At 36.1% G+C, this 14738-nt stretch carries 10 protein-coding genes; 3 read left to right on the top strand and 7 right to left on the bottom strand.

Translation table 11 applies throughout. The features are described from left to right. Window positions 1-72: 72 nt before the first annotated feature. On the bottom strand, window positions 73-3534 hold the full coding sequence (locus ACVC43_RS15945) for a M4 family metallopeptidase (RefSeq protein WP_452225540.1): 3462 nt from the start codon (window positions 3532-3534) through the stop codon (window positions 73-75). A 244-nt stretch (window positions 3535-3778) separates the two neighbouring features. After that, on the bottom strand, window positions 3779-6187 hold the full coding sequence (locus tag ACVC43_RS15940) for a GEVED domain-containing protein (protein WP_452225539.1): 2409 nt from the start codon (window positions 6185-6187) through the stop codon (window positions 3779-3781). Window positions 6188-6369: 182 nt separating this feature from the next. Here ACVC43_RS15940 and ACVC43_RS15935 point away from each other — a divergent pair, with 182 nt between their 5' ends. After that, window positions 6370-8055 carry an ABC transporter ATP-binding protein gene (locus tag ACVC43_RS15935; protein ID WP_452225538.1) on the top strand — a complete coding sequence of 562 codons (1686 nt, stop codon included), beginning with the start codon at window positions 6370-6372 and terminating at the stop codon, window positions 8053-8055. Window positions 8056-8359: 304 nt separating this feature from the next. Here the strand turns inward: ACVC43_RS15935 and ACVC43_RS15930 are convergent, their stop codons facing one another. Both ACVC43_RS15930 and ACVC43_RS15925 read right to left on the bottom strand, forming a co-directional pair. Next, window positions 8360-8986, bottom strand: a complete 627-nt coding sequence (locus ACVC43_RS15930) for a hypothetical protein (RefSeq protein ID WP_452225537.1) — start codon at window positions 8984-8986, stop codon at window positions 8360-8362. A 29-nt stretch (window positions 8987-9015) separates the two neighbouring features. Beyond that, window positions 9016-9669 (bottom strand): CoA transferase subunit B, encoded by a 654-nt coding sequence (locus tag ACVC43_RS15925; RefSeq protein WP_452225536.1) that lies wholly within the window; start codon window positions 9667-9669, stop codon window positions 9016-9018. A 119-nt stretch (window positions 9670-9788) separates the two neighbouring features. Between ACVC43_RS15925 and ACVC43_RS15920 the strand changes: the two genes are divergently transcribed. Both ACVC43_RS15920 and ACVC43_RS15915 read left to right on the top strand, forming a co-directional pair. After that, window positions 9789-10490 carry a hypothetical protein gene (locus tag ACVC43_RS15920; RefSeq protein WP_452225535.1) on the top strand — a complete coding sequence of 234 codons (702 nt, stop codon included), beginning with the start codon at window positions 9789-9791 and terminating at the stop codon, window positions 10488-10490. Between the two features lie 24 nt (window positions 10491-10514). Further along, entirely contained in the window at window positions 10515-10778 is a 264-nt protein-coding gene (locus ACVC43_RS15915; RefSeq protein ID WP_452225534.1) for a hypothetical protein, read from the top strand. Window positions 10779-10801: 23 nt separating this feature from the next. On the opposite strand, the gene ACVC43_RS15910 is transcribed toward ACVC43_RS15915, so the two are convergent. The 3 genes from ACVC43_RS15910 to ACVC43_RS15900 all read right to left on the bottom strand — a co-directional run bounded on the left by ACVC43_RS15910 (window position 10802) and on the right by ACVC43_RS15900 (window position 14738). Beyond that, window positions 10802-11614, bottom strand: coding sequence for a response regulator transcription factor (locus ACVC43_RS15910; protein WP_452225533.1), 813 nt, complete (start codon window positions 11612-11614; stop codon window positions 10802-10804). Then, window positions 11574-12272 (bottom strand): CoA transferase subunit A, encoded by a 699-nt coding sequence (locus tag ACVC43_RS15905; protein ID WP_452225532.1) that lies wholly within the window; start codon window positions 12270-12272, stop codon window positions 11574-11576. Before ACVC43_RS15905 ends, ACVC43_RS15910 begins: the two co-directional genes overlap by 41 nt. A 111-nt stretch (window positions 12273-12383) precedes the next feature. Then, a complete protein-coding gene (locus ACVC43_RS15900; RefSeq protein WP_452225531.1) occupies window positions 12384-14738 on the bottom strand; it encodes a penicillin-binding protein 1A in 2355 nt (784 codons plus the stop codon).

The following is a 14738-nucleotide window of genomic DNA, read 5'->3' as shown; positions in this document are numbered from 1 at the left end:
TAGTAAATTATTTAAATAAAAAAGCCCAAACTTTCATTTGGGCTTTTTAAATAATGGTTGGCTAATTAATTGTTATTGTTTTATAAATTTCCTTGAGATAATTTCATTATCAACATTAAACTGCATCAAGTACAGTCCAGATTCAAGCTCTGATACATCCACACCACGTGTTGTAGAGGTGCCCTTCGCCACTACTTGCCCGACCATATTTATTACAGTGTAAGACAAGCTCTCGTTAGCTCTTACGTAAATTGTATTTCCTTTTACAGGGTTAGGATATAGTGAGATTTCTACCGCAGTTGGAGGATAGTTTATATCTTCAGTCACCAATGCAATCGTTGCGCCACAAGGTCCTAAATTGGTCCAACCAGAGGCTGTGCGTTCAAACAAATTGCCTTGATAGGTCACTAAATCTCCAGTTGAATAAGATTGGGAGCTACTCCATGGAGAAACACCTGCACAAGGATCCGTACTTGGTGCATTAGTAGTAAATTGCGCATCTTCTACAGCCATATCGCCTTGCCATGTTGTACCTGTAACACCATTAAATCTTAACTGTACAGAACTTCCGGTGTAAGTGCCTAAATCTACAGAAGCCGATTGCCAAGCATTGCCTTGATTTCCAGATCTGCTCCAAACACTCGTCCAGCTTGTTCCATTATCTGCACTTGCTTCCAATGCTAAACTTCCCATGGCAGCAGCACCATACATATGGTATTTAAATGTGAAAAACGCTTGAGACTGACTTGTTAAATCGAAGCAAGGAGAATTTAAAATCGCTCTTTTAGTTGAATAATTAGGTGCCGAAGATTCCATGTACACATATTGAGATCCTGCTGCTGCACTTGACGGTCCTGTGTTACTAGACGGCGTTGTTCCGCTACGTCTTGTCCAGTTGAAATCGTCTCCAGAACCTTGAGTCCATGCTCCAAAGTTACTTTCGAAACTTTCACTGTACGGAAAAGAAGTTATACCTCCTGTACAACCTCCTGTCGAGGCTTCTGGCAAGGTGGTACCAGATGCCGTATTACTGAATCCAGATTCGTTTCCTTCGGCATCTACTGCTTTTACTCTAAAAGAGAATGCAGTATTTGCAGTTAATCCAGTAATATTTGCTGTTGTTCCTGTTACAGTTCCAATGTTTGTTGCACCACTGTAAACATCGTAGCCTGTTACGCCAACATTATCTGTAGAAGCCGTCCAGCTTAAATCTACCGTTGTTTGCGTTATATTTGAAACCGATAAATTTGCAGGATTACTTGGTGCTTCAGTATCTGTGGTACTGCTTCCAATATTAATTGTATAATCTTCTACTTCACCATAAGTAAAAGATTGGCATGCCGTTGGCACTGCGTTATACTGCATCGACACACGCATTCTTGTTGCTGTTGCACTCGCACTGTTTGGCACAGTAAAGGTAATACTTGATGTTGCATTTTGGTTTGCTGCAACGGTACCAACTTGTTCTCCAGAATCACTAAAATCCTTATCGTCGTTATAATCTATCCATACAGAAAAGGCTTCATTGTATTTAGTACCTGTCCAAGTTGGCGTAATTGTTACTGTATAAGTTGTTCCTTTTGCTAATGTCGTAGCTATTGATGTAAAATCTGAATAGTTTTGAGCACCAGACGTATTATTAATTGTGTTTAATTGTACACGAGAAATATACTCGTCATTTGTATTAGAACTCGTAGATGCACAATACGTAGCACCTCCTCCTCCAGTTGAATAAGCTGCTCCAACTCCTACTGCGTGCCAAGCATTAGTTACCGTTATTTCTTCTGCTCCACCTGCACCGTATAAATCTATTGCAGACTGAATAGCTCCTGCTCTTGCATTTGCAAATGTTGAATTAGCAGATAAGTATTGTGTTAATGTTCTGTAAGCAATTTTCGCAGATTTAGTCATTCCAATACCAGAAACGTTAAACGCATTTCCAATATCGTTAGTACCACTACCTCCTGTTACCGATAAGTAAAACCAGTAGTTTAAAACACCAGAGTTAGTATGTACTCCACAATAATCGTTATTTTGAGTTGGTGTACCACAATTAGGGTTTTGCCAAAATGAACCACCATAAGTATCTGGTTGGTTACGAGAATTTGGATTACTCATAGAACGTAATGCAGAAGAGCCGTTTCTTCTGTCTATTTCATCACCAATTAACCATATGGCCGAAGATGGAGACGCATCGTTACCGTTACCTTTAGCAAAATGCTCCACTGCTGCACCCCAAATATCCGAAAAACCCTCGTTTAATCCTCCAGATTCTCTCTGGTAAGCTAAGTTAGCTGTACTGCTTGTTACGGCATGACCTATTTCGTGTGCTGCTACATCGATAGATGTTAAAGCATCAAAATTTCCATTACCTTCTGCTCCGTTTGAAGAACCATCGCCATACGTCATCACACTTCCATTCCAGAATGCATTATCATAGCCTAATCCTCCTGGTTGGTTGTCGTAATGCACCCAGCTGTTAATTGCTGCTCCAGAGCCATTGTAACTGTTTCTGTTGTGTACAGATGATAAATAATCATATGTCTTTTCTGCTCCCCAATGTGCATCTAGAGCTGCATTGTCTTTATTGCCGTTATCAAATTCGGCAGCAGTCCAATTATTATCGGCATCTGTAAAATTAGTAGATGGATAACTGTTTTGTCCGCCACTATTGTAGGTGTTTACACCATTACCACGAGTATTATCTCTTAACGCATAGCTTGAACCAATTACCCGAGTTGTAATGGTTCTTGTACCACTATATCTTGTTGCTGCATTGCCAGTGGCAAAAAACGCTAATGCTTCTTTTGAATCATGGTGGTCATTGGCTGCTATTACATTTTTAGAAGAATTTGCATGCTCATCTAAATGCTTAATAATACTATTGTAAAAAAGAACTTCTCCTGTGGTAGCGTCTATATAAATTTCACCTCTACTAATAGGTTGGGTAGCATAAATATCATACTTATAAGCTAACTGTGCGTTTTTTGATAACTCTTTTCCTTGCGCCTCAAAATTTGGTAATAATACCAATTCTCCTTCAGGTTTAGTGTAACCCATTTGGCTTGCCGCAGTTATATTTTGCCACAAATAACTTTGAGCACCAATATGATTTATAGCAGACTGAAAGCCTTGCATTTTATTTAAAGTTGGTGTGGTATTAATACCATCTAACTCATAATATTCTCCACTAATGGAAACGACCTTTCCGTTTTTACCATGAAAGGTATACGTTGCGAACTCTACAGGAATACCATTATAGTGTTGTTGGTATTTTTGGTGTACAAATCCAATGTTATCTGTTTCAGATTTAATTTGTGTAAAGCTATCACTGTTTCTTGTCTTTAACTGTTCGGCTAGAACACTATTAACATCTTGCATAGAATAAGATGCCTCTTTGCTAAAAACAATTAAACTTGGTTGCCCATTGTCTCCATTTACTTGTTGAGCTACTTTATTTTGTCCAAAACTGGCAACGCTGATCAAGGCAGCTAAAAAAATAAAGAGTACTTTTTTAAAGGAATTTTTTTTCATAATAAATAATGAGATAAAGTAAAAATTAGTCAAAAAATTTTGAATATAATTAAATGATTCACATTGAAATTATTAAAACAATACTAAAAACCGAATAATCAATAACTGTTTTCGATGAAATACGTAAGCAAAAAAAATAATTCGGGAAATAGTACGGTTTTAACCGTAAAGACACAACATAAAGAAGCCCAAACTTTCGTTTGGGCTTCTTAGCAAATAAGTTTTAGTTAAAGGGATAAATTACTTACTGCTTAATGAATTTTCTGGTTTCCAGTGTATTATTCACATTAAACTGAATCATATACATACCAGTTTTTAAGTTGCTTACATTTACTCCATTTGTAGAAGTTCCTTTTGCTACTTGTTGTCCTAACATATTTACTACTGTAAATGGTAGGTTTTCTATACTAGACTTAACATATAACATATTACCTTTTACAGGATTAGGATATACAGAAATAGCAACATCTAGATACTGTACAAAGCCTTCGTCTGCGATTCTTGCTGTTCCACAAGTACCTAAATTTGTCCAGCCGCTCGATGTTCTTTCGTATAAGCTACCTTGATACGTAACTCTATCTCCAACAGCATAAGATTGCCCACTAACGTATGGTGAAACTCCAGCGCATTTATCTGCAGCACCATTAGTTAGACTAATAGCATCTATTGCCATATCTCCTTGCCATGTTGTACCTGTTGTACCATCAAATCGTAAGCTTATATTGCTTCCTGCATAAGAAGATAAATCTACACTTGCATCTTGCCAAGCGTTACCTTGGTTTCCAGATCTTGTCCAGATTGTAGACCATGATGAACCGTTGTTTGTACTCACTGCTAATTTTAAGTTACCCATTGCTGCAGCACCATACATATGGTATTTAAAGCTAACGGTTGCTTGGTTTTGTCCTGCCAAATTAAAACAAGGTGATACTAAAATTGCACGTTTAGTAGAATAGTTTGGTGCCGAAGACTCCATATAAATATATTGAGATCCTGCTGCTGCACTTGATGGTCCAGTATTACTTGATGGTGTGGAACCAGAACGTCTTGTCCAGTTAAAATCGTCTCCACTACCTTGTGTCCATGCTCCAAAATTAGATTCGAAACCTTCATTGTAAGGGAAAGATGAAATTGCTCCAGAACATCCTGTTGGAGGATTCGTAGTACCTGTTTTAATATTTACCGTATAATCTTCCACTTCGCCATAAGAGAATGTTTCGCAAGATGTTGGTATACCATTATATTTCATAGACACACGTAAACGCTTATCGCCATTTGCAGTACCTGCAGGCACTGTAAATGTACCACTCACTGGTGTTGTTGTCGATGCTGCTTTAGAGAAAATTTGTTCTCCGGCATCTGTAAAATCACCATCGTCGTTATAATCTATCCAAGCAGCATAACCTTCGCTGTATGTTGTACCTGTCCATGTTGGGGTTACCGTTAACGTGTAACTTGATCCTTTGTTTAAGTCTGTTGAAGTACTTGTAAAATCTGAATACAACTGTGCTCCAGATGATTTGTTAATACTTCCTACTTGTACTCTTGAAATATACTCATCGTTTACACTGTTACCTTGTGATGCGCAATACTGAGTTCCAGTTTGACATGGTGTACAAGAACCTCCACAGTCTACTCCTGTTTCGTTTCCGTTTTGAATACCATCTGTACATGTTGGTTGTGCTACTGCTCCACATTTATCTGACAATGCTAAAGTGCGTCTTGCACCACCAGCCGCTAAAACAGCACGCATTCTGTTTTTTTGTCCCGTAGTAAATAAATTCATACAAGAATCGTTAGTATAATCCATATAGTTTTGCACCATATCTGTAGAGCCACAAGATACTTGCCCAACAGGACAACCTCCATTAGAGGTTTGGTGTGTTGGTGTGTCGCTTACAAAATCGTTTCCACAATTACTATCTCCCCAAATATGGCGTAGATTTAAAAAGTGTCCTACTTCATGTGTTGTGGTTCTACCTCCATCAAAAGGTGCTGTTACCGCTCCTGTTCGACCAAAATAATTATAACCCATTACGACACCATCTGTAGCTGCACTTCCTCCTGGAAATTGAGCATACCCTAAAATCGTTCCGCCATTACTTAACATTTGTGGAACAATCCACATGTTTAAATATTCGCTTGTATTCCATGGGTTTATTCCACCAGTTGAGGAACGCTTCATATCATCAGAAGTTCCCCAGTCTCGTCTAGTCGTAGATTTTCTTGTAATTCCTGTAGTTGCATTTCCACTCGGATCTACAGTGGCAAGACAGAATTCAATTTGAGTATCTGCAGCTTGAGACCAAGTATTATCTGCATCTGGATTTGTACGTCTAAAATCTTCATTTAATACATCTAATTGGGATTGAATTTGGGCAACACTAATGTTTTCTGTTGCATTTCTGTACAATACATGCACTACAACTGGTAAGGTAATAATGTCTCCTACAATTTTATTTTGAGAGGATTCTATTTCGTTAACTTTCTGCTGTGTAAAAGCTTCAATTTGTGCCATTTTAGATTCCAAAGTTGGATCTAATTGTTTTCTGTACTCTAAATTCTCCATAGAGCCACAATTTCTTTCCTGCTGTGCAAAGAGAGAAAATGTAAATAGAAAACTCAATACTGTTAAAGTAATTGTTTTTTTCATAAGGATAATGTAATAATTTGTTTATATTTTTATTATATCGCTATTGAATGTATTAAAATTGTACAGAACAGTCATTCGATTTTTTATTTTTTTCGATGAAACTACTGTTAAAATTTTAATGTTCGGGTTTCAGTACGGTTTTTACCGTACTTCTTTAGTCTATAATTCCTATTTTTACGGATATGAGTGCATTATTAACTATAAAAAACCTTTCTATTTCTTTCTTTTCTAATAAAGAGGAAAATGAAATTATCCATAATATCTCGTATGTTTTAAACGCTAATGAAATTCTTGGTATTGTAGGCGAATCTGGTTCGGGAAAATCGGTATCTACGTTGTCTATTTTAGGCTTACTACCAAAGAAAATAGCCAAAGTAACCTCGGGATCAATTATCTTTAAAGATATAGATTTAACGCAATTACTCCCAAAAGCCTTTCAACAAATAAGAGGAAATAAAATAGCCATGATTTTTCAAGAACCTATGAGTTCTTTAAACCCATCGCTAACCTGCGGAAAACAAGTGGAAGAAATATTATTTCAGCATACAAAATTATCTAAAAAAGAAGTTAAGGCTGAAACTATTGCGCTTTTTGAAAAAGTTAAATTACCAGCACCTTATCGTATTTACTCATCTTATCCTCATGAAATTTCTGGCGGACAAAAACAGCGTGTAATGATTGCTATGGCAATTGCTTGCAAACCTCAACTATTAATTGCCGATGAGCCTACAACAGCTTTAGATGTAACGGTACAAAACGATATAATAGCTTTGCTTAAAGAGCTACAAGCCGAAACTAAAATGAGTATTATATTTATTACTCACGATTTGTCATTAATTTCTCAAATCGCAAATCGTGTTATTGTCATGTATCAAGGCCATATTGTGGAGCAAAATACAGTAGAGGCTATTTTTAAAGCACCAAAACACGACTATACAAAGGCTCTTATAAATGCCAGACCATCGCTAACCACCAGATTAAAAAAATTACCAACTATTGAAGATGTAATGAATGATAGTGTATCTAATGAGGTTATTACTTCAAAAATGAGAACTATCAAGCATAATACGTTATATAATAAACCACCATTATTAGAAGTCATTAACTTAGAAAAAGAATATATTTCTAAAGCCGGATTGTTTTCTAAAGCTGAAAGTTTTAAAGCTGTTAATAAGGTTAGTTTTAAGCTTTACGAAGGTGAAACACTTGGCTTAGTAGGTGAATCTGGTTGCGGAAAATCGACTTTAGGAAATGCTATTTTGTTGCTTGACAGGCCAACCGCTGGAACTATACTTTTTAAAGGGAAAGACATTACCAAACTTGGGACTGCAGCTATTAAAACATTAAGAAAAGATATACAAATAATATTTCAGGATCCTTATTCTTCTTTAAATCCAAGATTAACAGTTGGGCAGGCAATTATTGAACCCATGAAGGTACATAAGCTATGTAAGAACGCTACTGAAAGGCGTGAAAAGGCTCTCCATATTCTAAATAGTGTAGGTTTAGGCGATGCACATTTTAATAGATATCCACACGAGTTTTCTGGTGGACAACGCCAACGTATTGGTATTGCAAGAACCATTGCTTTACAACCTAAGTTAGTTGTTTGCGACGAATCGGTTTCGGCCTTGGATATCTCTGTGCAAGCTCAAGTATTGAATTTATTAAATGAACTAAAAGAAGAATTTGGTTTTACCTATATTTTTATTTCTCACGATTTAGCTGTTGTTAAATATATGAGCGACCAATTACTGGTGATGAATAAAGGAAAAATTGAAGAATTGGATGATGCCGATGTTATTTATGCCGCTCCAAAAAGCGAGTACACAAAAAAATTAATTAATGCTATCCCTAAGGGATTATAGCATAAATACTTTTTTAGTAAGGTACATTACGTTTCCAACAAGTTTGAATGTCTTTTTTACTTTTTTGTATTGTCTTAAAAGAAATAAATCTGAATTCATAGGTAGGTGGTTTATGGTAGTTTTGGGTTAATGTATTTTAATTAGTAAACTTGGGATATAACATTAAAGAGGTTAAGCTTTTGGTACATTTGGGTCTATTAATTTTTGATAGGTTTGGGACTGCTAATATATACGAGTTTTTAATATTATCAGTTTAAAAGCAATAAAAATCGATAAAATGCATAAAACTTTAACATTTTAAGACTTATTTAACCTTTTTAGCGGGTTTAGTGGTGAGTACAGATTGAGTAGGATAATAACTTCTACCATAATTACTACGTTTATCTTCGCCTAAACGTTTTGCTATTTGATTCGTCATTTTAATAACAAAAACTTCTTCTGCGTTTGGAAAAGATAAATCGCGACCATCGGCATCTATTTTCTCACCTTTAGAGGTGTGGTCTTGTTTTCGCTTGTGGTAATCTTCGGGATCGAAGATTTCGTTGTAGCAATGAATGAGTTCATGAGACAATAAAGCGACTGGAGAATTGTAGCCCTTGTTACTTCTAAACCATTTCTTTCTATGATTTTTTCTAAAAACAACACCATGCGTATCGTAAAATAAAACGGCATTTTGTGACGGACTATAAGCGTTTTTTTCAGCAGGAATAATAGTAATATTGTTCTCTTTGTCTGCCACCAAGACATCCATAATGTCTATAGTTTTTGGTATACCGTTGTCTATAAAGCTAATAGTTAGCGTGTTATTCTTCATCAAAAAATCGAGAGCAATGGTAGTATTTCTAAGAAAACGATCTTCAATTTTCGTGTAGTCTCGATTGTCTTTGTAAGCGTAGTCTATGTAGTGGTTAGCAAGCGTTTTAATACGCATAACAATAATTTAATAAAAGTTTAGAAGAACTATAAGCTCATTTCAGGGATATCGCCTTCTACAATAAGCGTGCCTTCGGTAGCATTTTTTATGTCTTCAACCGAAACGCCTGGAGCACGTTCTAATAGTTTAAAGCCTTTATCTGTAACTTCTAAAACAGCTAAATTGGTCACTATTTTTTTTACACAGCCAACACCTGTTAATGGTAATGAACACTTTTTTAATAATTTAGATTCTCCTGCTCTATTGGTGTGCATCATTGCAACAATAATGTTTTCTGCGCTTGCCACTAAATCCATAGCTCCTCCCATTCCTTTTACCATTTTTCCTGGAATTTTCCAATTGGCGATGTCTCCATTTTCTGCTACCTCCATGGCTCCTAAAATGGTTAAATCGACATGCTGACCACGAATCATCCCAAAACTTGTAGCACTGTCAAAAAAACTCGCTCCTGGTAATGTGGTAATGGTTTGCTTTCCAGCGTTAATGATATCTGCATCTTCTTCACCTTCAAAAGGAAATGGACCCATACCAAGCACGCCATTTTCACTTTGAAATTCTACTTCTATATCGTCGCGTACATAATTTGCTACTAATGTTGGAATACCAATTCCTAAGTTTACATAGTAACCGTCTTGGACTTCTTTTGCGATGCGTTTTGCTATTCCTGTTTTGTCTAACATAATGTCTTTTTATAAAGTATAAATATAATTGAAATGATTTAGTATAACAACAAAATACCGCATTTGAGGTATTGTAAGACCTATTCTTTTTAAGTTACTTGTTGGCAAATAATTACGCCATGCATAAATATATACTTTTACTTACCTTATTACTTTTTTCTTGTGACAAAGAGGATGACACAAATATAAACCAACTTGAAGCTGTTACTTATACAGATATTTTTACCACTGCTACTGAACACGACAGTACATATAAACTCGAACAAGGTCGACTTACACTAACCATTGTAGGTAGTGGAGGTGGTGGAGGTGGTGGCAGCAGTAATCAAGGCTCTAATGATAATGCTGCATTTGCATCTGGTGGAGGTGGCGGCGCAGGTGAGGTTGTAGTAATAGAAAACTTAGCACTTGGAAGGAACCCAAATTTAAAAGTGATTATACGCTCTGCAGGATTAGGAGGAAACGTCAATAACTCGGGCTCTAACGGAGGTACTACCGAAGTACAATTAATAGGAAACTCTACAAACCTAATTGGTTTAGCTTTAGGTGGAAAAGGTGGAAAAGGTGGAGATATATTTGAAGCAGGCGAAGGTGGCATAGGTTATCCAAATGGACAAAGTGGTTTAAATGGTAACCTTTCAACAAGCCCTCAACAACTGCCAGGTGGTTCTGGTGGTGATAATGGTGCCAATTATGGTTCTGGTGGTTCAGGTGGTCTTGGAGAAGCAACAAATAATGGTGAAGCTACTTTAGGAGGCAATGGAGCTATTGGTTATGTTAAAATTGAAATTATTGGAGAAAGACTTGTTGAAGCCAATTAGATCTATAGCAATAAAAAAATTATCATGAAAACTACAAAAATTATACAACGACTTTTTTTAATTTTATTTGTAATTCTTTTTGAATGCAAATCTGATGATGATAATCAAGATGCACCTATTGCAGAAATATGTTCAAATGGTTTAGATGATGATAATGATGGTTTTATAGATTGTGATGATTTTGACTGCGAAAATTTTGAATGTAATTGCAATGACAGTATCGATAATGATGGTGATGGCAGTACAGATTGCGACGATAGTGATTGTGCAGGTAGAGAAGGTTGCTAAATTATTATTTTTTAAATCCTAATTTATTTAATAATGTGTAATAATTCGACAATGTTTTTACAATCTAATTTTTTGAAAATATTTTTTCGATGTGTTCGTACGGTATGAAAACTAATACTCAATTTATCGGCTACCATTTGGTTTGTCCAGCCTAAAGCTAATAGTTCGATAATTTCTTTTTCTCGATCTGATAATACATTTAATGTTACATTAATTTCATTAGGCCTTTTTGGGTGTACAATCTTGTTTAATTTTCGGTTATAAATATAATATCTAAATTTACCATCAAACTTTAGATGATCAATATTCGTCTCAAGAGTGACAATGGCAAATATTTCTCCTTGTGCATTTACCAAATGTTTAATAGTTTGTTGTAGTACCCAGCGTCTTGAATTTTTATTTCTATATGAATATTCCCTGTTTATAATGTAATGAGAATATTCTTCAACATTTATTTTAGAAAGAAATTTTCTCTCATGAAATGTGGAGCTTATCAAAGCTGGAATATTATCATAAGACACTCTGCTGAATAAGTATTTAATACCTCTATTAAGGTAGGTTTGCTTGGAGATTCCTGTAACTTCTTCTATCGCATCTTCAACATAAAGAAACTTCTTTTCTTCAATATCGAATACACTAAGTGCACAGGTACCTAAACCATTGGTGAAGTTTTTTAAAACAGGTATTTGCTGTGTTATTATATCCTGCTTAATTTGTGATAGCGTACTTTTATTCCCAGAAATAAAGCGATAATTTCTGGCTAATAATGTAAACGCTTCCTCTATGTCTGGAGCATCATCGTTTTCTAACGGTTCGTTGTTCGATTCTCTTTTCATATCGCTCTCCTTGAAAAATACGCTGTACAAATATGCCTGGAATATGTATTTGATTAGGATCAAGCTCACCAACTGGCACAAGCTCTTCTACTTCGGCAACTGTTATTTTTGCTGCTCCACACATAACTGGATTAAAATTTCTGGCTGTTCCTTTAAATATTAAATTTCCTGCTGCATCGCCTTTCCATGCTTTTACAAAGGCAAAATCTGCTTTAAACGCATGTTCTAATACATGCATTTTACCATCGAACTCTCGTATCTCTTTGCCTTCGGCTACTTCGGTTCCAAAGCCTGCTGGTGTATAAATTGCTGGAAAACCAGCTTGAGCTGCTCTACAACGCTCGGCTAAGGTGCCCTGTGGAATAAGTTCTACATCTAATTCTCCCGATAGCATTTGGCGCTCGAACTCATCGTTCTCACCAACGTAAGACGACACCATTTTTTTTATTTGTTTTTTATGTAACAATAAACCTAAGCCAAAATCGTCTACTCCTGCATTATTAGATATGCATGTTAAACCTTTTACGCCACTTTTTACTAACGCTGCTATAGCGTTTTCTGGAATTCCAGATAAGCCAAAACCTCCAAACATACACGTCATATTATCTCTTATACCTTCGGTAGCTTCTTGTATAGAATTTACTTTCTTATTAATCATAATTGTGTGCTTCTTTTGTGCCTTAAATTTATGAAATAAAAAAGCCATTCGGTAAAGAATGGCTTGTAAATATTTTTAAGCTATTTAATTATGGTGTTAAGAATCTTGTTTTTAAAGTTCTAAACCATCTGGTAACTCTTCTGTTGGTGTGTCGTTATCTCCATCTGGATTATCTTCTTGGTATTTTGCGCAATCTACTTCAATAGATAAATTTGTTGGTTTCTCGAAGTTTCCTTTAGATACGTCTAACGTTTCGTCTTCGTAACAGCTTTTCATATACATACCCCAAATAGGTAATGCCATGGCAGCGCCCTGACCGTAGCTTATACTTTTAAAGTGTGCTGCTCTATCTTCTGCACCAACCCATACTCCAGTTACTAAATTAGGTACCATACCCATAAACCAACCATCACTTTGGTTTTGTGTTGTTCCTGTTTTTCCTGCAATTGGGTTTGTTAATTCGTAAGGATATCCTGTAATAATTTCTTTATATAATGTCTGGGTAGCTCGCCACTTTCCTCTTAAACGACTACCAGATCCAGATTGCACCACACCTTCCATGAGGTTTACAGTAACATACGCAGATTCTGCACTTAGTACATCTTTAGTTTCTGGTGTAAATTGATATAGAACTGTTCCGTTTTTGTCTTCTATACGCTCAATCATTACTGGTTTGGTATAGACACCTTTATTCGCAAAAGCAGAATAGGCACCAACCATTTCGTAAACACTTATATCTGGTGTCCCTAAAGCAATGGATGGCACTTCTGGAATCTCGGAAGTTATGCCTAAATTTCTTGCTAATTGTGCAACCGGCTGCGGGCCAACTTTGTCCATTAATCTTGCAGTAACAGTATTAATAGAACCTGCTAAAGCTTGCTTAAGTGTTTTTTCTCCACTGTAGTTACCTCCATCATTACTTGGTGTCCACGGTTCTGGATTCCCAAATTTATTCGCTTCTATTGTTATTTGAGACAAAGGCTGTTTATCGCACGGCGACATATGTAACTGGTCTATAGCTGTGGCATAAACAAATGGCTTAAAGGTAGAGCCAACTTGTCGAGCTCCTTGCTTCACCATATCGAATTGAAAATGACGATAATTCATACCACCAACCCATGCTTTTACGTGTCCCGTCTGCGGATCCATACTCATCATTCCTGTTCTTAAAAAAGATTTATAATAACGCATAGAGTCTATGGGCTTCATAATTGTATCTACTTCGCTGGCTTCGCCTTTTTCCCATTTAAAAACCGTCATTTTTGTTGGTTTTTGGAACGAGGCTTCAATTTCTTTGTCACTTTTACCTTGCTTTTTTAGTATTCTCCAACGTTCTCCACGTCGCATCCCTTTATTCATTAAGTCTTTTTCTTCTTCTTTAGTTAGACCTAAAAATGGTGCTGTAGGATTGCGGTCTGGTGTATTCTGGTTAAAAAATTCTGCTTGCAATCGTGGCATGTGCCTGTTTACAGCTAATTCTGCATATTTTTGCATGCGCGAATCTATGGTTACAAACACTTTTAAACCGTCGCTATTGATGTTGTATTTTGTACCATCTGGTTTTCGGTTTGCTTTGTCGTTTGTCCAGTCTTTCATCCAGCTTCTTAAATATTCTCTAAAATAAGTTGCTGTACCATCGCGATGCGATTGTGGTGAATACCTTAAATCTAATTCGGTTTTTTGAAGGGAATCTTTTTCAGTTTCAGAAATAAAACCATAATTATACATTTGGTACAATACCACGTTTCTTCTGTTTTTTACTCCAACCGGATTTTTATTTGGCCTTGGATTATATAATGACGAATTTTTAAACATCCCAACCAACATGGCAGATTCTTTTACATTAAGTTCTCGTGGTTCTTTATCAAAATATATGTTTGATGCTGAACGAATACCATCTGCATTATTACCAAAATCGTAGATATTAAAATATTGTGCAATAATTTCCTCTTTGGTGTATTGGCGCTCTAAACGTATGGCAATAATCCATTCTTTTGCTTTCTGAAGTACACGTTCTACTATATTTGAAGACCCTTCACCATGAAATAGCTGCTTGGCAAGCTGTTGAGAAATTGTACTTGCTCCACCACTTCCTGGCTTTAAAATAGCTCTTAAAGTTCCTCGAGCATCTATCCCAGAATGATCTTTATATCTCGCATCTTCTGTTGCTATCAAGGCTTCTACCAAATGCGTGGGCAACTCGTTATAACTAACAGGTGTTCTGTTATCATCAAAATAGAATTTTCCAAGTGTTTTACCATCGCTTGAAATAATTTCTGTGGCTAAATTTGTTTTTGGGTTTTCTAAAACTGTATGATCTGGCATTTCCCCAAAAACACTCCATGATGCTAAAAGAAATAATAAAATAAGGGAAACGATTCCGCCTAAAAATATCATCCAAAACCAACGCACGTATTTTTGAAACTCTTGCGGGTCTTGTGTCTGTTTTGTTTTTGTCTTTGCCAT

Source organism: Lacinutrix chionoecetis, from assembly GCF_053604665.1.
This window is presented reverse-complemented; position numbering and strand designations above follow the sequence as displayed.